Raw genomic sequence first — 22,140 nt, 5'->3', positions numbered from 1 at the left:
AAATGTTCGGGAGAATCCGCGGGCTCAGCCCAGCCCCACAGAGGTCTTGCGGGTGGAGATGATCTGGTCGATCAGGCCGTACTCCAGCGACTCCTCGGCGGTGAGGATCTTGTCGCGCTCGATGTCCTGGCTGATCTGCTCGATCGGCTTGTCGGAGTGCTTGGCGAGCATCTCCTCCAGCTGGGTGCGCATCCGCTGCACCTCGTTGGCGGCGATCTCCAGGTCGGAGACCTGGCCGCGGCCGGTCTCGCTGTAGGGCTGGTGGATCAGGATCCGCGCGTTGGGCAGCGCCATCCGCTTGCCGGGGGTGCCGGCGGCGAGCAGCACGGCCGCGGCGGAGGCCGCCTGGCCCATGCAGACGGTCTGGATGTCCGGCTTGACGAACTGCATCGTGTCGTAGATGGCCGTCAGCGCGGTGAAGGAACCGCCGGGGCTGTTGATGTAGACCGAGATGTCGCGGTCGGGGTCCATCGACTCCAGGCACAGCAGCTGCGCCATGACGTCGTTGGCGGAGGCGTCGTCGATCTGCACGCCGAGGAAGATCACGCGCTCCTCGAAGAGCTTGGCGTACGGGTCGTACTCCCGCACGCCCTGCGAGGTGCGCTCCACGAAACGCGGAACGACGTAGCGGGACTCGGCCGACGGCCCGGCGTAGCGGGCCTCGAGGCGGTCGTGGATCCCGGCCCCGGGGAAGCTGTGCTGACTGTTCATGTGGCTGTACACCGTTCTGGAGAGATGGACTGGCTGCGGTGTCGAGCTGCGGGACGTCAGGCGCTCACGCGCCCGTACCGCCGCCGCCCGGAAGCTGCGTGGCGGAGCCGTAGACCTCGTCGATCAGGCCGTACTCCTTGGCCTCCTGGGCGGTGAACCAGCGGTCGCGGTCGGCGTCGCGGGTCCACTGCTCCTCGCTCTGGCCGGTGTGCAGCGCGGACAGCCTCGTCATCTTCTTCTTGGTGCGCAGCAGCTGCTCGGCGTGGATCTTGATGTCCGAGGCCGAGCCCGCCAGGCCCGCGGAGGGCTGGTGGATGAGGATCTCCGCGTTCGGCAGGGCGAAGCGCTTGCCGGGGGTGCCGGCGCTCAGCAGGAACTGGCCCATGGAGGCGGCCAGGCCCATGGCGATGGTCACCACGTCGTTCTTGATGTACTGCATGGTGTCGTAGATCGCCATGCCGGCCGTGATGGAGCCGCCCGGGCTGTTGATGTAGAGGTAGATGTCCTTGTCCGGGTCAGCGGCCAGGAGGAGCAGCTGAGCGGTGATCTTGTTGGCGATGTCGTCGTCGACCGGCTGGCCGAGGAAGATGATCCGCTCGTTGAGCAGTCGGTTGTAGACCTGGTCGCCGAGGCCACCGATGGTCGGCTCGGTGGCGGCGGAAGGCATCGGAAGCGTCACGTGTCCACCTGCTCGTATACGGACGGCCGCGGTCTGCCGCAGGGCCGTCTCTGGGGTCTTCGTCTGTACTTGGACCCTAACGCGCGGGTCCGACTGCGCCATCCCGGTCCGAGAACTGTTCGCTGTTAGCGCAGGGAGCGTTCCCGCAGGTGGAATCGGCGTGTTCCGCCGTACGCGAACGGGCCCGCACGCGGTGTCGCGTGCGGGCCCGTTCGGCCGGTCGTGGGGCGGGGCCCCGCGGATCAGCCCTCGGACTTCTCGCCGCCCTGCTCCGCGGAGGCGTCGGCGGACTCGGCGGAGGCGTCGGCGGCCTCGCCGGACTCCTCCTCGTCCTCCTCGTCCTCCATGGAGACGGCCTCGCCGTTGGTGTCGGTGACCTTGGCGGACTCGACGACCACCGCGAGGGCCTTGCCGCGGGCGACCTCGCCGACGAGCATCGGCACCTGGCCACCCTCGACGACGGCCTGGGCGAACTGGTCGGGGCTCATGCCGGAGGACTGGGCGCGCCGCATGAGGTGCTCGGTGAGCTCCTCCTGATTGACGTTCAGCTTCTCCTTGTTGACCAGCTCGTCGAGGATGAACTGGGTCCGGATGCCCTTCTCCGCCTGCTCCTTGAGCTCGTTCTCGAACTCCTCCTCGGACTTCTCCTGCATCTTCAGGTAGGTCGCGAGGTCCATGCCGAGCTGCGAGAGCTGGTGGTTGACCAGGTTGTGCTTGCGGGTGTTGATCTCGTCCTGGAGGAGCTTCTCCGGGACCGGGACCTCCACCAGGGAGATCAGCGCGTCGAGCACCTTCTCCTGGGCCTGGGTGGCCTGGTCGTACTTCTTCATCCGCTCCAGGCGCTTACGGCTGTCGGCCCGCAGCTCCCCGAGGGTGTCGAACTCGCTGGCCATCTGGGCGAAGTCGTCGTCCAGCTCGGGCAGTTCGCGGGCGGAGACGGAGGTGACGTCCACCTTGACCTCGGCCTCGCGGCCCGCGGCGGAACCGCCCTTGAGCTCGGAGGCGAAGGTCGCGGAACCGCCGGCCTCCAGGCCGGTGACGGCCTCGTCGATGCCGTCCAGCAGCTCGCCGGAGCCGATGGTGTAGTCGACGCCCTCGGCGACGCCGTCCTCCAGGACCTCGCCGTCGACCCTGGCCTCCAGGTCGATCTTGACGACGTCGCCCTCGGCGGCGGCGCGCTCGACGACGGTGGTTGAGGCGAAGCGCTCGCGGAGCTGCTCGACCGACTTGTCCACGTCCTCGTCGGAGACCTCGACGGCGTCGACGGTGACCTCGATGCCGGAGTAGTCCGGGATCTCGATGGAGGGACGGACGTCCACCTCGGCGGTGAACGCGAGGAGCTCGTTGTCCTTGAGCTCGGTGATGTCGACCTCGGGCTGGCCGAGCGGGCTCAGCTCACCCTCCTCGACGGCGTCCTGGTAGAGCTTGGGAAGCGCGTCGTTGACGGCCTCCTCCAGGACCGCACCCCGGCCGAACCGCTGGTCGATCACCCGGGCGGGGACCTTGCCCTTACGGAAACCGGGCACGGTGACCTGCTGGTTGATCTTCTTGTACGCCGCGTCGAGGCTGGGCTTGAGCTCCTCGAAGGGCACCTCGACAGTGAGCCGAACCCGGGTGGGGTTCAGGGTCTCCACGGCGCTCTTCACGGTCGGTCTCCTTGGGGGCTGACTGCTGGGACTTCGTACTTCTTGTGGGGCGCCCCGCACGCAGACACGACACAGACAGGCGCGTCTTTCATAGTACGTGGTCGGGGTGGCCGGATTCGAACCGACGGCCTTCCGCTCCCAAAGCGGACGCGCTACCAAGCTGCGCCACACCCCGTCCGTGCGACACGTAGAGTACATGCCGTACGATGCGGAGCGTGCCGCACACGGTTCACGGCCGGCCGCGATCTGTATGATCTGCCTGCCCCGTGAACTACGGCGGCGCTGCGGGCGTAGCTCAATGGTAGAGCCCCAGTCTTCCAAACTGGCTACGCGGGTTCGATTCCCGTCGCCCGCTCCACCGGAAGAACGGCCCGGTCCTCGGTGGGGACCGGGCCGTTCTTCCGTTTCCGCGCCTGTTCCCCGTACTCCGGGCGCCGCTCAGAAAGTGATCTGGTTGATCGACTCGGCGAGCGAGTCGAGGAAGCGGTTGATCGACGGGGCGATACCCGTGGAGGCCAGGAAGAAGCCGAAGAGGATCGCGACGAGCGCGGGCCCCGCCTTCAGCGAGCCGCTGCGCATGAGAACGACCATGATGATCGCCAAGAGCAGCACCACAGACAGTGAAATGGCCACAACTGATCACACCCTCGGTCGCAACGCCTCTGCGCCGGCCACGCCGGCCCGGGAACCCTCCACCGCACCCCCGGCGTGACCATCGTGCCACCAACTGCCGTGTCAGTGCAGGCAGGTGGAGGATCGGCGGACCCCGGGCGTGTCAGCGGACCCGGGTCCGCCAGGGCGCCTCACCGGCCGCCGAACGGATCGGTGCAGCGCACACCGGTGTTTCGGATCGGATCTTCCGAGAACATTTCCAATAACTTCACCGTTGGAATTGGACGGTGCCGCGGCCCCTGCCGGGCGGAGAAACACCCCCGGGGAAAAACGGCGCACCCCTGAGCGATAAGTCCGGTATGAACGGAACGAAAGGGCGACCAAATGGAGCTTAACGGACATTCCACAGAAGGAGCCGCCACTCGCAGGCAGCCCGAAGTGCGCCGGTCACGATTCTCCGTTCCGGGGGCGGGGAGACCTCCCCGGATTTACCTCCGAATGGGTTCCTACTAAGGTGCGGAAGATGTTCCAAGTCGGCCATGAGCGCTCCCCGCTCCCTCCCGCCAGGCCCGACGCGGCCGTACCGTCCGCGCCGTCCGCACCGGAGACCACCCGGCCCGGACCAGGAGGCGGAGCGGAAGGATCCGGGCGGCGGGACGCCTTCTTCGACAACGCCAAGTTCCTGGCGATCGCGCTGGTCGTGGTGGGCCACGCCTGGCGGCCGGTGATCGACGACTCGCGGGCGGTGCTGGCGGCCTACAACTTCGTGTACGCCTTCCACATGCCGGCCTTCATCATCGTCTCCGGCTACTTCTCCCGCAGCTTCGACATGCGGCCGAGCCGGGTGCGGCGGCTGGTGACCGGCGTACTCGTGCCGTACCTCGTCTTCGAGACCGCCTACAGCCTGTTCAGGAAGGCGGCGGACTCCCCGGAGCATCCCATAAGCCTGCTCGATCCCTGGTACCTGACCTGGTTCCTGATCGCGCTGTTCGTGTGGCGGCTGACGACGCCCGTCTGGAAGGCGCTGCGCTGGCCCCTGCCGGTGGCCCTGGGCATCGCCCTGCTGGCCTCCGTCTCACCCGACATCGGCAACGACCTGGACCTCCAGCGGGTGCTGCAGCTCCTGCCGTTCTTCGTCCTCGGCCTCTGCCTGCGCCCCGAGCACTTCGAGCGCGTGCGGCGGCGCGGGGTGCGGCTGCTGAGCGTCCCCGTGGCCGCCGCGGCACTGGTCTTCGCCTACTGGTCGGGGCCCCGGATGAACTTCGAGTGGTTCTACCACAACAGCAGCGGCCAGGAGCTCGGCGTGCCCTGGTGGATCGGCATCGCCATGAACCTCGCGATGTTCGCCTGCTCGCTGGTGCTGACCGTCTGCTTCCTCGCCTGGGTCCCCCGGCGCCACATGTGGTTCACCGCGCTGGGCGCGGGGACGCTGTACGCCTACCTGCTGCACGGCTTCCTGGTGCAGGCCTCACGGATCTTCGGGTGGTACGACGCGTTCCCGTGGCTCACCACGCCGGCCGGCATCGTCGCGCTGACGATCGGCGCCGTGGCCCTGGCGGCCGTGCTGTGCAGCTCGCCGGTGCGGCGGACGTTCCGGTTCGCGATGGAGCCCAGGATGGACTGGATCTTCAGGCGCGACGCCGCCGAGGCGGCCCGGCGGCGCTCCGCCGAGCCGGCCGGGACGGCCGGGACGGCGAGGTCGTCCAGGACGGCGAGGTCGTCCAGGACGGCCGGCTCGCGCTGACCGTCCGCCCGGGAGCTCACCGCTCCGCGGCGCCGTACGGCTCCCGCAGGCCCTGCCTGATCTCCCTCAGGACCCTGCGGCTGAGTCCGTCGGCGCCGCGCGTCGTCTCCGGCAGCCGGTAGCGCGGGGCCAGGCGCAGGGTGTGGGCGCAGGCGTGGTCCAGTCCGATTCCGTGGCCGGCGGAGACGAAGACCGGTCTGACGCCGGGCCTGGTGCGCAGCGCGCGGCCCACGGTCTCGGCCGGGGTGGATTGCCGGTCCAGCAGCGGTGAGGTGTCGCCTCGCCGCGGTCCCGGCTCGGTGTGCTCGAAGACGAAGGGCGACTTGGCGACCCCGAAGCACGGCAGCCCGGTCAGCACGCCCAGATGCACCGCCAGCCCGGCCCGTCGGGGGTGCGCGTAGCCGTAGCCGTCGCACACCACCAGATCGGGTGGTGTGCCGAGCTTCCCCAGCGCGGCCAGCACCGGCGGCAGCTCGCGGAAGGCGAGCAGGCCGGGGATGTACGGAAAGCGGCCGCGGCCGGTGTGGACCGCCTCCTCCAGGATCTCCAGGCTCTCCGCGTCCAGCACCACGGCCGCCGCGACCAGCAGGTCGCTCCCCTCGTCGTAGGTGACGTCGACCCCGGCGATCCGGTGTGCCCGCCCCGGCGCCGGTCCCGGGCCCACAGGGTCGGCCGCGGCCCGGATCCGCTCCTGCTCGGCCACCGCCTCCGCCTCGGTGACCGGCCACCGCGGCGCGCCGGCCGCACGCGCCGTACCGGCCGTGCCGTCAGTCACGGCGGATCAGCAGCAGGGCCCGGTCGTCGTTGACGTCACGGGCGACGGCCTCGATCAGATGCCAGGCGGCTCCCTCGAAGCCGGCGACGACATAGCGGTCGGCCTCTCCCGTCAGCCGGTCGATGCCCTCGGTCAGCTCCCGTTCGGCGGTCTCCACCAGGCCGTCGGTGAAGAGCATCAGAACGTCGCCGGGGCGCAGACTGCCCTTGACCGGGTCGAACCGGGCTCCGTCGTAGACGCCGAGGAGCGGTCCCTCGGCGTTCTTCTCCTCCCAGCGGCCGCTGCCCGCGTTGAGCTGGAGGGCCGGCACGTGGCCCGCGGAGAACAGCTCGTAGTCGCCGCTGTCGAGGTCGAGGACGAGGTGGACGGAGGTCGCGAAGCCCTCCTGCCAGTCCTGGCGCAGCAGGTAGTCGTTGGCGGCCGGGAGGAAGGCGTGCGGGGGCAGGGAGCCCAGCAGCCCGCCGAAGGCGCCGGACAGCAGCAGCGCGCGGGAGCCCGCGTCCATGCCCTTGCCGGAGACGTCGGTGAGGACGGCCTCCAGGGTGCGGCGGTCGGGCCCGGTGAGGGTGGCGACGACGAAGTCGCCCGAGAAGGACTGCCCGCCGGCCGGGCGCAGCGCCATCTCCCGGTGCCAGCCCGCGGGCAGCTTCGGCAGCTTGCTCTGGACGCGGATGCGTTCACGCAGGTCGAACAGCATCGTGTTGCCGTGCCGCCAGGGGACGCCGACCCGGCTGCGGAACTGGGCGATCAGCAGCCCGGAGAGTCCGACCGCGCCCACCACCAGGACGGTCCCCGGTGTGACACGGCCGGGCCCGGCCGTGTACGGGCCGAGCACGGTGGCCTCCACGATCAGGGCGACGGCCGCGGCGGCGTACAGGACCAGCAGGCTGGCCGGGCGCAGCAGCAGGCCTCCCGCGATGACCGGCAGCACCAGGCCCTCGGGCGCGAACCACAGCGGCTCGGCGGCGGTGGCGTAGGCGAGGGCGGGGACGGTGGCGAGCAGGGCGGCGAAGGCGATCCGGTCCGACCCCTCGCCGCGGAAGTAGTCGACGGCGGAACGGCGCAGCACGGTGCGGGCCCGGTGGACGGCCTTGCGTGCCCGGTGCAACCGGGGCGCGGGAAGGGTCTTGCCCGTGCGACCTGCCATGTCAGGGACCTTATCCACCCGTTCGGGGGTCCGTCGATTCCCGGTACGGAGGGCCTGAAACGGTGTTCGATAATCAGTCGCTCCGCCTCCGCCCGCCTGATAGGGATGGGCGCATGACGAGTACGGATCTGCGGACACTGCGCCCCGGGGAGTGGGACGACTGGTTCGGGAAGCTCGAACTCGCCTTCGGCGAGTCCGAGCCCTCCGAAGCCCGGGCGCTGTGGCGGGAGCTGACGGAGTTCGAGCGGGCGGTCGCCGTTCGGGACGGGGAGGAGATCGTCGGTACGGCCGGCGCGTTCTCCTTCCGCATGTCGGTGCCGGGCGGTGCGATCGTGCCCGCCGGCGGGCTGTCGATGGTCAGCGTGGCCGCCACGCACCGGCGGCGCGGCATCCTGACCGCCATGATGCGGAGGCAGTTGGACGACGCGCGGGCGGCCGGGGAGCCGCTGGCGGTGCTGACCGCCTCGGAGCCGGCGATCTACGGGCGCTTCGGGTACGGCGTCGCGGCCCGCCATGTGCGCACGCGGGTCGACACGGACCGGGTGCGCCTGGAGGTGCCGCCGGGTACGGACGGGGTCCGGCTGCGGAACGCCGATCCGGTCGAGGCGCTGGAGGAGTGCGAGAGGCTGTACGCCCGCCTGGTGCCTTCCCGGCCCGGCCTGCTGGAGCGGCGTCCGGGCTGGGAGCGGCAGGGTGTGCTGGATCCCGAGGGCTGGCGGGAGGGCGCGTCGGCGCTGCGATGCGTACTGGCCGAGTCGGACGGCGGGTTGCGCGGATACGCCCGTTACGCCGTCAGGCCGGAGTGGGACGCGTCCGGGCCGAAGGGCACGGTGGTGGTGCACGATCTGGAGGCGCTGGACCCGGCGGCGTACGCGGCGCTGTGGCGCTTCCTGTTCGGGATCGACCTGATCTCGGCGGTGGAGGCGAAGTCCCGCCCGGTGGACGATCCGCTGCTCCATCTGGTCAGCGACGTCCGGCGGTGCGGGCTTCTTCTGCGCGATCTGCTGCACCTGCGCCCGGTGGAGGTGGGCGCGGCGCTGGCGGCCCGCCGCTACGCGGCGCCGGTGGACGTGGTGCTGGAGGTGGAGGACGCCTTCTGCCCCTGGAACACGGGGCGCTGGCGGCTGACCGGCGACGCCTCGGGCGCGTCCTGCGAGCGCACCGGTGACGCCGCCGGACTGGCACTGGGGGTAAGGGAGTTGGGCGAGGTCTATCTGGGCGGGACGTCCCTGGCGTCGCTGGCGGGCGCCGGCCGGGTGCGGGAACTGCGTCCCGGGGCGCTGGCCGGGGCCGCGACCGCGTTCTCCTGGCCCGTCGCTCCGTGGCTGCCGCACGGCTTCTGACGGCTCGGGCGCACCCGGTGGGGCCGGTGGGCGGGACGGGCCCGGCGGCGGGTCAGGGCTTCTGGCAGCCGGGGCACCAGAACAGGTTGCGGGCGGCCAGCGGGGCGGTGCGGATCTCCTCGCCGCAGATGTGGCAGGGCATCCCGGCCCGGCGGTAGACGTACACCTCGCCGCCGTGGTCGTCCACTCGCGGCGGGCGGCCCATGGCCTCGGGGGTGTGCTCGGGCCGTACGGTGTCGATGCGGTTGGCGCGCACGCCCTCGCGCATCAGTCCGGCCAGATCCGCCCAGACCGCCTCCCATTCGGCCCGGGTGAGGTCCCTTCCCGCCCGGTAGGGGTCGATGTTGTGCCGGAAGAGGACCTCGGCGCGGTAGACGTTGCCGACGCCCGCGACGACCTTCTGGTCCATCAGCAGCGCGGCGACCGTGGTGCGGCTGCGGGAGATCCTCGCCCAGGCCCGCTCGGGGTCGGCGTCGGAGCGCAGCGGGTCGGGGCCCAGACGGCCGGCGACCGCGTCCTTCCCCGCCGCGGTGAGCAGCTCGCAGGTGTTGGGGCCGCGCAGGTCGGCGTAGGCCGGGGGCGCCTCGGCGGTGGCCAGGCGCAGGCGTATCTGCCCGACCGGGGCGGGGGGCGCTCCCTCGCCGAGGGCGAAGGAGCCGTACAGGCCCAGGTGGATGTGGATCCACTCGCCGTCGGCGTCTCCTCCGAAACGGGGGAAGCCGAGGAAGAGGTGCTTGCCGTGGGCGTCGGCGCCGCCCATCGTCCGGCCGTCGACGAGGGCGGCTCCGCCCTCGAACCGGCCCTGGGGGCTGGAGGCACGGACGGACCGGCCGCCGAACCTGTCGTCGAGGTCGGCGGCCAGCCGGTGGATGGTGTGGCCTTCCGGCACGGGTGCGGGTCGGTCCTCTCGGGGCTCAGTCCTGCTGGGGGTGGTGGGCGGGGACGGGCGGGAGGTTCCCCGTCCGCTCGTACGACGAGAGCATGTCGATGCGGCGGGTGTGCCGCTCGTCGCCGGAGAACGGGGTGTCGAGGAAGGCCTGCACGAAGGAGACGGCCTCCTCGGTGGTGTGCATCCGGGCGCCGACGCTGATCACGTTGGCGTCGTTGTGCTCCCGGCCCAGCCTGGCGGTCTCCACGCTCCACGCCAGCGCGGCCCGCACCCCCTTGACCTTGTTGGCGGCGATGGCCTCGCCGTTGCCCGAGCCGCCGATGACGATGCCCAGGGAGTCCTCGTCGTCGGCCGTCTGCTCCGCGGCGCGCAGGCAGAAGGGCGGGTAGTCGTCAGCCGCGTCGTAGATGTGGGGGCCACAGTCGACGGGCTCGTGACCGGCCTCCTTCAGCCACTGGACGAGGTGGTTCTTCAGTTCGTAGCCGGCATGGTCGGAGCCGAGGTACACGCGCATGGGACGGAAGTCTATTCAGAGCCGGCTCAGGACTTGCGCCCGACCAGCTTCCAGGCCGTGGGGAGGGCTCCCATGGCCAGGGCCGCCTTGAGCGCGTCGCCGATCAGGAAGGGCACCAGACCGGCCGCGACGGCCTGGCCGACCGACATGCCCGTGGCCAGGGCCAGGTAGGGGACGCCGACGGCGTAGATGATCGCGGTGCCCACGGCCATGGTCCCGGCGGTGCGCAGCGCGCCGCGGTCCCCGCCCCGGCGGGCCATGGCGCCGACGGCGACGGCGGCCAGCAGCATGCCGATGATGTAGCCGAAGGAGGGCATCGCGACACCGGAGGCGCCCTCGGCGAACCACGGCATCCCGGCCACGCCCGCGGCGGCGTACAGGCCCATGGAGGCCAGGGCGCGGCGGGGTCCCAGGCCGGCGCCCAGGAGCAGGGCGGCGAAGGTCTGGCCGGTGACGGGGACGGGCGAGCCGGGCACGGGGACCGCGAGCTGCGCGGCCACCCCGGTGAGCGCGGCGCCGCCGAGGACCAGGGCCGCGTCGCGCAGGCGGGCGCGGGCGGCGGTGGAGGCGGGCAGGACGTCGGCGAGGACGGCGCCCGGGCGGACGGTGGCTGTGGCGGTGGCAGAGGTGCTCATCACGGCTCCGGTCTCGTGAGGACTTCGGGGGACGCCCCGACGTTAACCGACGTCGGCCCCGGCACCCCCGTGAGATTGGCGACAAAGAAGGGCGGGCCCGGCTTGTGGGAGGCGGCCGGAGGGCGCCTGGAGCGGCGCGCACCCGTCGGCGTGCGCCGCCGGTCCGTACGCGGAGTGATCAAAGTGTCCGGATATCGGACAGAGAGGTGAGGGACGTTGCCGCCGACCGGGCCGGGCACCCACACTGACCGAGTGCGGAGCCAACCGTTCCGCTTCTCTCGGCCCTGGTTCCCCTGACCCCTGGACGGCACCTTCCCCATGTCCGGCACGCCCGATGTGAAGACCACCGCCTCCCCCCGCCGGGAGGCGGCCGGCACCGAGCACTCCGCCCTCTCCCACGGCCTCAAACAACGCCATCTGTCGATGATCGCCCTCGGCGGCGTGATCGGCGCCGGCCTCTTCGTCGGCTCCGGTGCGGGCATCGCCGCCGCGGGCCCGTCCGTCGTCCTGGCCTACGCCGCCTCCGGGCTGCTGGTGATGCTGGTGATGCGGATGCTCGGCGAGATGTCCGCCGCCCACCCCGCCTCCGGCTCCTTCTCCGTGCACGCCGAGCGCGCGATCGGCCCGTGGGCCGGCTTCACCGCCGGGTGGATCTTCTGGGTGCTGCTGTGCGTGGCCGTCGCCGTGGAGGCGCTGGGCGCGGCGACGATCATGACGGGCTGGCTCCCGGGCACCCCGCAGTGGCTGTGGGTGGCCGTCTTCATGGCGGCGTTCACCGGCAGCAACCTGCTGGCCGTGCGGAACTTCGGTGAGTACGAGTTCTGGTTCGCCGCCCTGAAGGTCGCCGCGATCGTCCTCTTCATCGTCCTGGGCCTCGTCGCGGTCCTCGGCCTGCTGCCCGGCACGCCCTCCCCCGGCCTGGACAACCTCGCCGGGCAGGGCGGCTTCCTGCCCAACGGCGCGGAAGGCCTGGTCGTCGGCCTGCTGGCCTCGGTCTTCGCCTACGGCGGGCTGGAGACTGTGACCATCGCCGCCGCCGAGTCGAGGGACCCGGTGCGGGGCGTGGCCAGGGCCGTGCGTACGGCGATGTGGCGCATCGCCGTCTTCTACGTCGGCTCGATCGCGGTGATCGTCACACTGATCCCCTGGGACGACGAGTCGGTGCTCTCCGGCCCGTACGCCGCCGTGCTGGGCCACATCGGCGTCCCGGCCGCCGCCGAGGTCATGAACGTGGTGGTGCTGGTCGCCCTGCTGTCGGCCATGAACGCCAACATCTACGGCGCCTCGCGGATGGCGTACTCGCTGGTCGCCCGGGGCGAGGGCCCGGCCTTCCTGGGGCGGGTCGGCGGCGGGGTGCCGCGCCGGACGGTGCTGGCCTCGGCCGCCTTCGGGTTCTTCGCCGTACTGCTGAGCTTCCGGTGGCCCGACACCGTCTTCGCCTGGCTGCTGAACATGGTGGGCGCCGCCGTGCTGGTGGTGTGGGGCTTCATCGCCGCCTCCCAGCTGATCACCCGCCGCATGCTGGAGCGGGAGGCGCCGGAACTGCTGGTGGTACGCATGTGGCTGTTCCCCGCGCTGACCTGGCTGTCGCTGGCGGGGGTGGCCGCGGTGCTGCTGCTGATGCTGCGCGAGGGCGACACCCGCGCCCAGCTGGCCTTCACCGCCGGGCTCACCCTGGCCCTGTCGGCGGCCGGGCTGGTGCGGCAGCGGCGGGCGGCGGGGGCGGGCGCCGAGGCGGCGCGAGGTCGGTAGCCGCCGCACCTCCATGCGCCCCGTCGCGCGCTGTTGCCCGCCCAATCTTGTTGCACATAACGTGCAACAAGATTGGGCGGAGCCCGCGTACCGCACGGCCTCCCCGCCGCGCCGGGCCCCGCCGCTCCCGTACCGCCTGCCACCCGCGCGGTCGTCTTCTCAGCCCTCGCGCATCACGGGCGGCAGGCGGTACGGGAGGTTTCCGCCCACGGACGGGAGCAGGGCGCGGGCACGGGGCTCAGTCGAACTTGGGGGCCTCCGTACGGGTCCGCTTCAGCTCGAAGAAGCCGGGGGTGGAGGCCACCATCAGCGTGCCGTCCCACAGCCGGGCCGCGGCCTCGCCCCTGGGCGCCGGGGTGACGACCGGGCCGAAGAAGGCGGTCCGCTTCCCGTCCGGGCCCGGTACGGCGATCACCGGGGTGCCGACCTCCTGGCCGACCAGGCCGATGCCCTCCTCGTGCGAGGCGCGCAGCCGCTCGTCGTGGGCGTCCGTGTCCGCGGCGTCCGCCAGCTCCCCGGGAAGACCGGCCTCCTTCAGTGCGTCCACGATCGTGGCGCGCTCGTTGGGCAGGCCCCGGTTGTGGAAGCGGGTGCCCAGAGCGGTGTAGAGCGGGCCGAGCACCTCGGGGCCGTGCTTCTGCTCGGCGGCGGTCAGCACACGCACCGGGCCCCAGCCGGCCTCCATCAGGTCGGCGTACTGCCGCGGCAGCTCGTCCAGCCGGTTCTCGTTGAGCACCGAGAGGCTCATCACGTGCCAGCGCACCTCGACCGGGCGGACCTTCTCCACCTCCAGCATCCAGCGGGAGGTCATCCAGGCCCACGGGCAGACGGGGTCGAACCAGAAGTCGGCCGGGGTCCTGCTCGCGGTCTCGGACGTCTCGGGCATGCGGGTCTCCTCGTCGTACGGATCGTGCGGGTCCTCACCCGCGGGCGTCGCGCACGGACGGCGGCCGTCGCGCCGACGTCCGCCGGGGTGTCTGGTGGGAACGCCCGGGGACCGCGCGGTGATTCCCGGCCCTCCGGCCCGGTCCGCGCAGCCCGGCCCGCGCAGCCGTCCGACCGACCGGTCGACCGGCTGCGCACCGACGCGCGGCCGCATGAAATCCTGGCCGTCCGTTGTCGAGACGCGAGACGAGGGAGTCACGCCGTGCCCGGTGAGAATCTGACCCGTGACGAGGCCCGGGAGCGTGCCCGGCTGCTGACCGTGGACGGGTACGACATCGCGCTCGACCTGCGCTCCGCGGTCGGCCCCCGTCCCGGGGGCGGCCCGCGCACCTTCCGCTCCACCACCACCATCCGCTTCCGCTGCGCCGAGCCGGGCGCCTCGACCTTCGCCGACCTGCTGGCCCCGTCGGTCGCCTCGGTGACGCTCAACGGCCGCGAGCTGAACGCGGACGAGGTGTTCGACGGCACGCGCGTCACGCTGGACTCCCTGGAGGCCGAGAACACCCTGACCGTGGACGCCTGGTGCGCGTACAGCCGCACCGGCGAGGGGATGCACCACTTCCTCGACCCCGAGGACGGGGAGACCTACCTCTACACCCAGTACGAACCGGCCGACGCCCGCCGGGTGTTCGCGAACTTCGAGCAGCCCGACCTCAAGGCGCCCTTCGCCTTCACCGTCACCGCCCCCGCGCGGTGGACGGTGCTGAGCAACGGCGCGCGCACCGGCGAGCCGGAGCCGGCCGGGGAGGACGCGGCCGTGTGGCGCTTCGAGGCGACCAGGCCGATCTCGACCTACATCACCACCGTCGTGGCCGGCCCCTACCACCACGTCACCGACGTCTACCGGCGCGAGCTGCCCGGCGGCGGCGAGCTGGTGATCCCGCTGGGGGCGCTGTGCCGCAGGGGACTGGCCCGCCACTTCGACGCCGACGAGGTCTTCACCGTCACCAAGCAGGGCCTGGACTTCTTCCACGACCACTTCGACTACCCGTACCCGTTCGGCAAGTACGACCAGGCGTTCGTGCCCGAGTACAACCTCGGCGCGATGGAGAACCCGGGCTGTGTGACCTTCCGCGAGGAGTTCGTCTTCCGCGGCAAGGTGACCGACGCCTCCTACGAGGGACGGGCCAACGTCATCCTGCACGAGATGGCGCACATGTGGTTCGGCGACCTGGTCACCATGGAGTGGTGGGACGACCTGTGGCTCAAGGAGTCCTTCGCCGACTTCATGGGCTCCTTCTCGATGGTGGAGGCCACCCGCTTCACCGACGGCTGGATCACCTTCGCCAACCGCCGCAAGTCCTGGGCGTACCGCGCCGACCAGCTCCCCTCCACCCATCCGATCACCGCCGACATCCGGGATCTGGAGGACGCCAAACTCAACTTCGACGGCATCACCTACGCCAAGGGCGCCTCCGTCCTCAAGCAGCTCGTGGCGTACGTGGGGCGCGACGCCTTCCTGGAGGGCGCGCGGCGGTACTTCAAGCGCCACGAGTGGGGCAACACGCGGCTGGAGCACCTGCTGTCGGTGCTGGAGGAGACCTCCGGGCGCGACATGGGCGAGTGGGCGCGGGCCTGGCTGCAGACCGCCGGGGTCAACTCCCTCACCCCGCAGGCCGCCTACGACTCCGCGGGCCGGATCACCGAACTGGCGGTCGTCCAGGAGGCGGCCGGGGAGTACCCGGTGCTGCGCCCGCACCGGGTGGCGGTCGGCCTGTACCGGCGGGACGCGGGGGGCGCACTGGAGCGCTACGCCCGCGCGGAGGTGGACGTAACCGGCGCGCGGACGGTCGTGGAGGAGCTGGCGGGCGCCGAGCGCCCCGAGCTGATCCTCGTCAACGACGACGACCTGACGTACTGCAAGGTCCGCTTCGACGAGGCGTCCCTGGAGACCCTCCGCTCCCACCTGGGCTCGGTCACCGACAACCTGGCCCGCGCGCTGTGCTGGTCGGCCCTGTGGAACCTCACGCGCGACGCGCTGATGCCCGCCCGCGACTTCCTCGACCTGGTGCTGCGCTTCGGCGGCCGGGAGTCCGACATCGGCGTGGTGCAGATGCTGCACGCCTGGGCGCGCGCCGCCCTGGTCCACTACGTCGCGCCCGAGTGGCGCGAGGAGGGCGCGCGGCTGCTCGCCCACGGCGCGCTGCGGCATCTGCGGCAGGCCGGGCCGGGCGGCGACCACCAGCTCGCGTGGGCGCGGTTCTTCGCGTCCGTCGCGCACGACGAGCACGACCTGCGGGTGCTGGACGGGCTGCTGGAGGGCACGGGCCGGATCGACGGACTGGAGGTCGACCAGGAGCTGCGCTGGACCTTCCTGGAGACGCTGGCCTCCCAGGGCCTGGCCGACGAGGGGCGGCTGGCGGCCGAGCTGGCCCGCGACGACACCGCCTCCGGCAAGCGGCACCAGGTGCGCTGCCTGGCCGCGCGGCCGTCGGCCGGGGTCAAGGCCCGGTCGTGGACGGACGTGGTGGACTCCGACCGCCTGTCCAACGCGCTGGTGGACGCGACCATCTCGGGCTTCGACCAGCCGGGCCAGCGGGAGCTGCTGGCGCCGTACGCGCCGCGGTACTTCGAGGTGATCGAGCGAGTGTGGGCCGAGCGCTCCATCGAGATCGGCATGTCGGTCGTCCGCGGCCTGTTCCCCGCGCTCCAGGACAACCGGGCCGTGCTGGAGCGGACGGACGCCTGGCTGGCCGCGCACGAGGACGCCGCCCCCGCGCTGCGGCGCCTGGTGCTGGAGGCCCGCGACGACACGGCGCGGGCGCTGCGGGCGCAGCGCCGCGACGCGGCGGCCCGTGCGGCGGGGAGCTGATCGGCGTTCGAACGCCCGTACTTTAGGACGGGCGTGTCCGCGTTCGTCGACGGGTGCGTAACAGAGGTTGGCGGGTGGAACGCGGGCGGGAATCGCGGGGACATGAGCCATGAGACCCCCGTGTCCCCCCGCCCCGCCCGCCGTCTGTCGCACGTACGCCGACGGGTGGTGACGGCCCGCACACTGCGCGAGCGCGGTGTGTCGGCCGCCGCCGCCGGTGAGCGCTGCCGGCCCGGCGGCCCCTGGCGGATGCCGCTGCCCGGTGTCTACCTGCTGCACCCCGGGCCGCCGACCGGCGAGGAGAGACTGCACGCGGTGCTGCTGTACGCGGCGGGGCCGGAACGCGTACCGGGGCCGGCCTGCCCCGGTCCCGCCGACCGCGCCGCCGGCCGCGAGGCGCGGGCGGTGATCACCGGGCCCGCCGCGCTCGCCCTGCACGGCTTCTCCTCCACGCCCCCGCTGTCCGCCCTGGAGCACATCGACGTGCTGGTGCCGCACACCCGGCGGCTGCGCCCGGCCGGCTGCGCCCGCGTGGTGCGCACCCGCCGCCTCCCCGTACCCGAGGAGATCACCGGCCTGTCCGTGGCCCCGGTGCCCCGCGCCCTGGCCGACACCGCCGCCCGGACCGTCGAAGCGGCGGCGGTGCGCCGGATGCTGACCGAGGCGGTGCGCGGCGGCCACTGCGAGGCGCGGGCCGTCCTCCGCGAGCTGGCTCGTGCCCGGCTGCTGGGCCGCCCGCACCTGGCGGACGCCGTGGACGCGCTGCTGGCCGAGAGCCGGTCGGTGGCCGAGAGCCTGCTGTACGGCCTGGTCCGCGCCCACAGCCTGCCCGAGCCCTGCTGGAACGTCGACCTCCGGTTGCCCGGCGGCCCCCACCTCGGCGGGGTGGACGCCTACTGGCCGGAGCAGGCCGTGGCCGTCGAGATCGACGTCCGCGACGGTACGGGCGTGGAGGGCGGCACCCGGCCGCCGGCGTACGCCCGCAAGCGCGAGCGGCTGCGGGGCCGGGGCGTCACGGTCGTCCACGTCACCGCGGCCGCGCTCCGCGACCGCCCCGCGCAGCAGGCCGCCGTGGTCCGCACCGCCCTGGTGACCGCGCCGGAGCGCGGGCCGGTCCCGCACGTGGAGGTCCTGCCGCGGTGAGCGCCGGCCCTCAGGGGCCGGAACCCTCCCGCCCCTCCCCCTCCCGGGGCGCCGCGGTCCGGGAGGCGGAGGCGGCCTGTGGCTCCTCGCGGTGGAGGAAGGTGTCGAGCAGATCGCCGACGGGGTGACCGGCCTCCGAGGGGTGCCGCAGGGAGACGGTGGGGTCGACGGTGTAGCGGTTGCGCCTGCCGACCCGGGTGCGGCTGAGGTATCCGGTGGCCTCCAGGTCGGCGACGATCGCCTGGGTCGCGCGCTCGGTGATGCCGATGGACGCCGCGACGTCCCGCAGCCGGACCTCGGGGTCGCGGGCGATGTGCAGGAGCACGCGGGCGTGGTTGGTGAGGAAGGTCCACCGGTCGCCGCGGGAGGGGGATACGGTCACACCTCCATCGTACGATCCGCGCTTCGCGTGTCACTCACGAAAGGACGCCCCGTAATTAGCGAAAAACTTTTCGCGTAAACATTGACGCGGTTCCCCTTTCAGGTGACTCTTGAGGATATGACCGTTTCCGCGCAGGAAGGCGGATCCGCCATGACCGCGCCGCACCTCCCGCCCCGACCGATCGCCGCCATTCTCACCGACCGCCTCGACGACGTCGCCGTCGCCGACACCGCCGTACGTCTGGCCAGGATCCACCGGGCGCCCCTGCTGCTGGTGGCCGTACTGCCCGCGCACCTGGGCGACCGGGCCGTCGGGCGGGCGGGCGCCGCCGTCCTGGCCAGGGTGCTTCCCCGCGTCGGACGGGCCGGCCTGGGCCACATCCCCGCCGCCCACCGTCTGCCGCCGCGCCGCGGTACGCGGCTGCGGACCGCCGCCGAGGTGGTGGCCCTGACCCGCCGGAACGGCTGCGACGCGGTGGTCGCCGCCCGTACGGGCCCCGCCGGCGTCGACGCCGCCGCACTGCGGGAGGCCGCCGCCCTCCACGGCGGCCCGCCGGTGCACACGGCGGCCCCCGCGCCCTGGGCCCCCCTGCGCGGCACCGCGCCGGGTCCGCCGGGTCCGCCGAGTCCGCCGAGTCCGCCGACGGCGGAAGGAACCCGACCCCGTTGAACGATCCGTCACTGGCCGTCCCCTTGTGGGTGTGGGCCGCCCTGACCCTCGGCATCGCCGCGATGCTCGCCGTCGACCTGCTCGCCCACCGTGACAACCATGTGATCGGCTTCCGCGAGGCGGCCGCCTGGAGCGCGGTGTGGATCGCCGCCGGTCTGGGCTTCGGTCTCGTGCTGTGGGCCTGGCAGGGCGGCGACACCGCCGGCACGTACTACGCGGGCTATCTGATCGAGAAGGCCCTCTCGATCGACAACGTCTTCGTCTTCGCCCTGGTCTTCTCGTTCTTCGCGGTTCCCGACGCCTACCAGCACAAGATCCTCTTCTGGGGCGTGATCGGCGCGCTCGTCGCCCGGCTGGTGTTCATCTTCGTCGGGGCCGAACTGCTCCAGGTCTTCTTCTGGACCGCCTACCTCTTCGGCGCGTTCCTGATCTGGACCGGCTGGAAGATGGCCTTCTCGCACAACGAGGAGATCCACCCCGAGCGCAATCCGCTCGTCCGCCTGATCCACCGGGTCCTGCCCACCGACTCCCGGTACCACGGCGACCGCTTCTTCGTCCGGATCGACGGGCGCCGGGTTGCCACCCTGCTGTTCATCGCCCTCATCGCGATCGAGGCCACCGACCTGGTCTTCGCCATCGACTCGGTCGCCGCCGTCCTGGCCATCACAACCGACACCTTCCTGGTGTGGACGGCCAACGCCTTCGCCGTCCTCGGCCTGCGCAGCCTGTACTTCTGCCTGTCCGGGCTGCTGCGTCGCTTCACCTACCTCCACTACGGGCTGGCGTTCCTGCTCGTCTTCGCCGGCATCAAGCTGATCCTGTCCGAGACCCCCGTCGGCAAGCTCCCCATCCCCCTCACCCTCGGCGTCATCGCCGCCACCATCACCGTCTCGATCGGCTGGTCCCTGGCGGCCACCCGTTCCCGGAACGGAGACGGGGACGGCGGCGGGGACGACAGTGCCGGCGGGGACGGCGGAGACGCGTCCGGGGAGACCGCCTCGACACGCGGCGCCCCGTCCGGCTGAGAGACCCGGGAAACACCGGAAACACCGGAAGGGGGGCGGTGCCCGCGCCGAAAGCGCGGGCACCGCCCCCCTTCTCCGGGACTCCCGGAACGTCAGACGGCCGCCGCCGCGTCGGCCGCCCGCGCCTTCAGGGCGCGCTCGACCCCCGCGCGCGACTCGGTCACCAGGCGGCGCAGGGCCGCGCCGGGCTCCGCCGACTCCAGCCAGGCGTCCGTGGCCCGCAGCGTCTCCTCGGACACCTGCAGGACCGGGTAGAGGCCGATCGCGATCTGCTGGGCCATCTCGTGGCTGCGCGACTCCCACACGTCCTTGAGGACCTCGAAGTACTTCGCGGTGTACGGGGCGAGCAGCTCGCGCTGGTCGGTCTGGACGAAGCCGCCGATGACCGACTCCTGCATGGCGTTGGGCAGCTTGTCGGAGTCCACGACCGAGGCCCACGCCTGAGCCTTGGCCTCCTGCGTCGGCCGGGCCGCCCGCGCCGCCGCCGCGTGCCGCTCACCGGCCGAGGTGCGGTCGCGCTCCAGCTCGGCCTCGATGGCGCCGGCGTCCGCGTGCCCGGTGGCCGCTAGGCGGTGGAGCAGCGCCCAGCGCAGCTCGGTGTCCACCGTCAGGCCCTCGATCTCCTCACTGCCGTCCAGCAGCCCGGCGACCAGGCCGAGCTGCTCGTCGGTACGGGCGGTGGCGGCCAGCGCCCGCACCCAGGCGAGCTGGTGGTCACTGCCGGGAGCGGCCGTGCGCAGCCGCTCCAGCGCGGCCTCGGACCAGCGCAGCAGCCCGGCCTCGCGCCAGCTCGGGGCGGCGTACAGGTCCAGGGCCAGCTTGACCTGCCGCTGGAGGGACTGGACGACGCCGATGTCGGACTCCTTGCCGATGCCGGAGAGCACCAGCTCCAGGTAGTCGCGGGCGGCCATCTCGCCGTCGCGGGTCATGTCCCAGGCCGAGGCCCAGCACAGGGCGCGCGGCAGCGACTCGGTGAAGTCGCCCAGGTGGCCGGTGACGGTGGCCAGGGACGCCTCGTCGAGCCGGACCTTGGCGTAGGACAGGTCGTCGTCGTTGAGCAGGACCACCGCCGGGCGGCGGGTTCCGGCCAGTCCGGGCACCTCGGTGCGCTCGCCGTCCACGTCCAGCTCGGTCCGGCCGGTGCGCACCAGCTTCCCGCCATCCAGCTCGTAGGAGCCGACGGCGATGCGGTGCGGGCGCAGCAGCGGTTCGCCCTTGGCGCCCGCCGGCAGGGCGGGGGCCTCCTGGCGCACGGCGAAGGAGGTGATGACGCCGTCCGCGTCCACCTCGATCTCCGGGCGCAGGACGTTGATGCCGGCCGTCTCCAGCCACGCCTTCGACCAGGTCTTCAGATCCCGGCCGGAGGTCTCCTCCAGAGCGGTGAGCAGGTCGGTCAGACGGGTGTTGCCCCAGGCGTGCCGCTTGAAGTACGTCTGCACGCCGCGGAAGAAGGCGGCCTCGCCGACGTAGGCCACCAACTGCTTGAGGACGGAGGCGCCCTTGGCGTAGGTGATGCCGTCGAAGTTGACCAGGACGTCGTCCAGGTCCCGGATCTCGGCCATGATCGGGTGCGTGGAGGGGAGCTGGTCCTGGCGGTAGGCCCAGGTCTTCATGGAGTTGGCGAAGGTCGTCCACGCGTGCGGCCAGCGGCTGCCGGGGGCGGCGGCCTGGCAGGCGATGGAGGTGTAGGTGGCGAACGACTCGTTCAGCCACAGGTCGTTCCACCACTCCATGGTGACCAGGTCGCCGAACCACATGTGGGCCAGCTCGTGCAGGATCGTCTCGGCCCGCACCTCGTAGGCGGCGTCCGTCACCTTGGAGCGGAAGACGTACTGGTCGCGGATGGTGACGGCGCCCGCGTTCTCCATCGCGCCCGCGTTGAACTCGGGGACGAAGAGCTGGTCGTACTTGGCGAAGGGGTAGGGGTGGTCGAACTTCTCCTCGAACCAGTCGAAGCCCTGGCGGGTGACCTCGAAGATCGCGTCCGCGTCCAGGTGCTCGGCCAGTGAGGGGCGGCAGTAGACGCCCAGCGGGACGCTGCGGCCCTTCCCGTCCTCCCAGCTGCTGTGCACCGAGTGGTACGGGCCGGCGATCAGCGCGGTGATGTAGGAGGAGATGCGCGGGGTGGGCTCGAAGCGCCAGGTGTTGCCGCCCGGCCCCTCGGCCTTCGGGGTGGGCGAGTTGGAGATCACCGTCCAGCCGTCGGGGGCGGTGACGGTGAAGGCGAAGGACGCCTTCAGGTCGGGCTGCTCGAAGCAGGCGAACACGCGGCGGGCGTCGGGCACCTCGAACTGCGTGTAGAGGTACGCCTGGTCGTCGACGGGGTCGACGAAGCGGTGCAGGCCCTCGCCGGTGTTGGTGTAGGCGCAGTCGGCGAGGATGCGCAGCTCGTTGCGTCCGGCGACCAGGCCCGGCAGGGCGATGCGCGAGTCGGCGAAGGCCTCGGCGGGGTCGAGGGACTCGCCGTTGAGGACGATCTCGTGCACGGCCGGGGCCACCAGGTCGATGAAGCTCTCCCGGGCCTCGCGCGCGTCGAACCTCACCGTGGTGGCCGAGCGGAAGGTCCCTCCCTCCTGCGCGCCGGAGAGGTCGAGCTCGATCTCGTAGGAGTCCACCTCGAGCAGACGGGCCCGCTCCCGCGCCTCTTCGCGCGTGAGGTTCGTACCAGGCACCTGCGTCATCTCCTTCGTGTGTCCGGATTCTCGGGTTTCCGGCCA

General features: G+C 72.3%; 19 protein-coding genes and 2 tRNA genes. 8 read left to right on the top strand and 13 right to left on the bottom strand.

Annotated elements, in window-relative coordinates:
- Positions 1-24: 24 nt before the first annotated feature.
- The 4 genes from ACGRHY_RS18480 to ACGRHY_RS18465 form a co-directional block, all read right to left on the bottom strand.
- A complete protein-coding gene (locus ACGRHY_RS18480) occupies positions 25-711 on the bottom strand; it encodes an ATP-dependent Clp protease proteolytic subunit (protein WP_394636425.1) in 687 nt (228 codons plus the stop codon).
- A 64-nt stretch (positions 712-775) separates the two neighbouring features.
- Positions 776-1,378, bottom strand: coding sequence for an ATP-dependent Clp protease proteolytic subunit (locus tag ACGRHY_RS18475; RefSeq protein ID WP_177213868.1), 603 nt, complete (start codon positions 1,376-1,378; stop codon positions 776-778).
- A gap of 254 nt (positions 1,379-1,632) precedes the next feature.
- Positions 1,633-3,036, bottom strand: a complete 1,404-nt coding sequence (tig, locus tag ACGRHY_RS18470) for a trigger factor (RefSeq protein WP_394636424.1) — start codon at positions 3,034-3,036, stop codon at positions 1,633-1,635.
- 98 nt (positions 3,037-3,134) lie between these two features.
- A tRNA-Pro gene (locus ACGRHY_RS18465) sits at positions 3,135-3,211 on the bottom strand.
- 109 nt (positions 3,212-3,320) lie between these two features.
- Here ACGRHY_RS18465 and ACGRHY_RS18460 point away from each other — a divergent pair.
- Positions 3,321-3,394 (top strand) — tRNA-Gly (locus ACGRHY_RS18460).
- Positions 3,395-3,474: 80 nt separating this feature from the next.
- Here the strand turns inward: ACGRHY_RS18460 and ACGRHY_RS18455 are convergent.
- Positions 3,475-3,669, bottom strand: coding sequence for a hypothetical protein (locus ACGRHY_RS18455; RefSeq protein WP_093654442.1), 195 nt, complete (start codon positions 3,667-3,669; stop codon positions 3,475-3,477).
- A gap of 502 nt (positions 3,670-4,171) precedes the next feature.
- On the opposite strand from ACGRHY_RS18455, the gene ACGRHY_RS18450 reads away from it, so the two are divergent.
- Positions 4,172-5,392: an acyltransferase family protein gene (locus ACGRHY_RS18450; RefSeq protein WP_394636423.1), complete on the top strand. Its 1,221-nt coding sequence runs from the start codon at positions 4,172-4,174 to the stop codon at positions 5,390-5,392.
- A gap of 16 nt (positions 5,393-5,408) precedes the next feature.
- Here the strand turns inward: ACGRHY_RS18450 and ACGRHY_RS18445 are convergent, their stop codons facing one another.
- Both ACGRHY_RS18445 and ACGRHY_RS18440 read right to left on the bottom strand, forming a co-directional pair.
- A complete protein-coding gene (locus ACGRHY_RS18445) occupies positions 5,409-6,167 on the bottom strand; it encodes an endonuclease V (protein WP_394636422.1) in 759 nt (252 codons plus the stop codon).
- Positions 6,160-7,314 carry a PP2C family protein-serine/threonine phosphatase gene (locus ACGRHY_RS18440; protein ID WP_394636421.1) on the bottom strand — a complete coding sequence of 385 codons (1,155 nt, stop codon included), beginning with the start codon at positions 7,312-7,314 and terminating at the stop codon, positions 6,160-6,162. The genes ACGRHY_RS18445 and ACGRHY_RS18440 overlap by 8 nt, the downstream gene beginning before the upstream one ends.
- Before the next feature lie 113 nt (positions 7,315-7,427).
- On the opposite strand from ACGRHY_RS18440, the gene ACGRHY_RS18435 reads away from it, so the two are divergent.
- Positions 7,428-8,657 carry a GNAT family N-acetyltransferase gene (locus ACGRHY_RS18435; RefSeq protein ID WP_394636420.1) on the top strand — a complete coding sequence of 410 codons (1,230 nt, stop codon included), beginning with the start codon at positions 7,428-7,430 and terminating at the stop codon, positions 8,655-8,657.
- 52 nt (positions 8,658-8,709) lie between these two features.
- Here ACGRHY_RS18435 and ACGRHY_RS18430 read toward each other — a convergent pair whose 3' ends face one another.
- From ACGRHY_RS18430 to ACGRHY_RS18420, 3 genes are read right to left on the bottom strand one after another with little or no spacing between them, the layout of a single operon-like run.
- Positions 8,710-9,546: an Fpg/Nei family DNA glycosylase gene (locus ACGRHY_RS18430; RefSeq protein WP_394636419.1), complete on the bottom strand. Its 837-nt coding sequence runs from the start codon at positions 9,544-9,546 to the stop codon at positions 8,710-8,712.
- A 25-nt stretch (positions 9,547-9,571) separates the two neighbouring features.
- Positions 9,572-10,060 carry a ribose-5-phosphate isomerase gene (locus ACGRHY_RS18425; protein WP_394636418.1) on the bottom strand — a complete coding sequence of 163 codons (489 nt, stop codon included), beginning with the start codon at positions 10,058-10,060 and terminating at the stop codon, positions 9,572-9,574.
- A gap of 26 nt (positions 10,061-10,086) precedes the next feature.
- A complete protein-coding gene (locus ACGRHY_RS18420; protein WP_394636417.1) occupies positions 10,087-10,695 on the bottom strand; it encodes a biotin transporter BioY in 609 nt (202 codons plus the stop codon).
- 318 nt (positions 10,696-11,013) lie between these two features.
- On the opposite strand from ACGRHY_RS18420, the gene ACGRHY_RS18415 reads away from it, so the two are divergent.
- On the top strand, positions 11,014-12,447 hold the full coding sequence (locus tag ACGRHY_RS18415; protein WP_394636416.1) for an amino acid permease: 1,434 nt from the start codon (positions 11,014-11,016) through the stop codon (positions 12,445-12,447).
- A 238-nt stretch (positions 12,448-12,685) separates the two neighbouring features.
- On the opposite strand, the gene ACGRHY_RS18410 is transcribed toward ACGRHY_RS18415, so the two are convergent.
- Positions 12,686-13,333 (bottom strand): mycothiol-dependent nitroreductase Rv2466c family protein, encoded by a 648-nt coding sequence (locus tag ACGRHY_RS18410; RefSeq protein WP_394636415.1) that lies wholly within the window; start codon positions 13,331-13,333, stop codon positions 12,686-12,688.
- Positions 13,334-13,594: 261 nt separating this feature from the next.
- On the opposite strand from ACGRHY_RS18410, the gene pepN (ACGRHY_RS18405) reads away from it, so the two are divergent.
- Together pepN (ACGRHY_RS18405) and ACGRHY_RS18400 are read left to right on the top strand one after the other, a co-directional pair.
- Positions 13,595-16,204 (top strand): aminopeptidase N, encoded by a 2,610-nt coding sequence (gene pepN / locus ACGRHY_RS18405; RefSeq protein WP_394636414.1) that lies wholly within the window; start codon positions 13,595-13,597, stop codon positions 16,202-16,204.
- Between the two features lie 102 nt (positions 16,205-16,306).
- Positions 16,307-17,347, top strand: a complete 1,041-nt coding sequence (locus ACGRHY_RS18400; protein ID WP_394636413.1) for a hypothetical protein — start codon at positions 16,307-16,309, stop codon at positions 17,345-17,347.
- Positions 17,348-17,357: 10 nt separating this feature from the next.
- On the opposite strand, the gene ACGRHY_RS18395 is transcribed toward ACGRHY_RS18400, so the two are convergent.
- A complete protein-coding gene (locus tag ACGRHY_RS18395; RefSeq protein WP_394636412.1) occupies positions 17,358-17,729 on the bottom strand; it encodes a helix-turn-helix transcriptional regulator in 372 nt (123 codons plus the stop codon).
- 117 nt (positions 17,730-17,846) lie between these two features.
- Between ACGRHY_RS18395 and ACGRHY_RS18390 the strand changes: the two genes are divergently transcribed.
- Together ACGRHY_RS18390 and ACGRHY_RS18385 are read left to right on the top strand one after the other, a co-directional pair.
- Entirely contained in the window at positions 17,847-18,398 is a 552-nt protein-coding gene (locus ACGRHY_RS18390; protein ID WP_394636411.1) for a universal stress protein, read from the top strand.
- Positions 18,395-19,423, top strand: coding sequence for a TerC family protein (locus ACGRHY_RS18385; protein ID WP_394636410.1), 1,029 nt, complete (start codon positions 18,395-18,397; stop codon positions 19,421-19,423). Before ACGRHY_RS18390 ends, ACGRHY_RS18385 begins: the two co-directional genes overlap by 4 nt.
- 92 nt (positions 19,424-19,515) lie before the next feature.
- Here ACGRHY_RS18385 and pepN (ACGRHY_RS18380) read toward each other — a convergent pair whose 3' ends face one another.
- Positions 19,516-22,095 carry an aminopeptidase N gene (gene pepN / locus ACGRHY_RS18380; protein ID WP_394636409.1) on the bottom strand — a complete coding sequence of 860 codons (2,580 nt, stop codon included), beginning with the start codon at positions 22,093-22,095 and terminating at the stop codon, positions 19,516-19,518.
- Positions 22,096-22,140 lie beyond the last annotated feature (45 nt).

Origin of the sequence: Streptomyces shinuiensis (assembly GCF_043660855.1) — a bacterium.
Classification (GTDB): domain Bacteria; phylum Actinomycetota; class Actinomycetes; order Streptomycetales; family Streptomycetaceae; genus Streptomyces.
The sequence above is the reverse complement of the archived record's forward strand: the minus strand, read 5'-3'. Positions and strand labels throughout refer to the sequence as shown.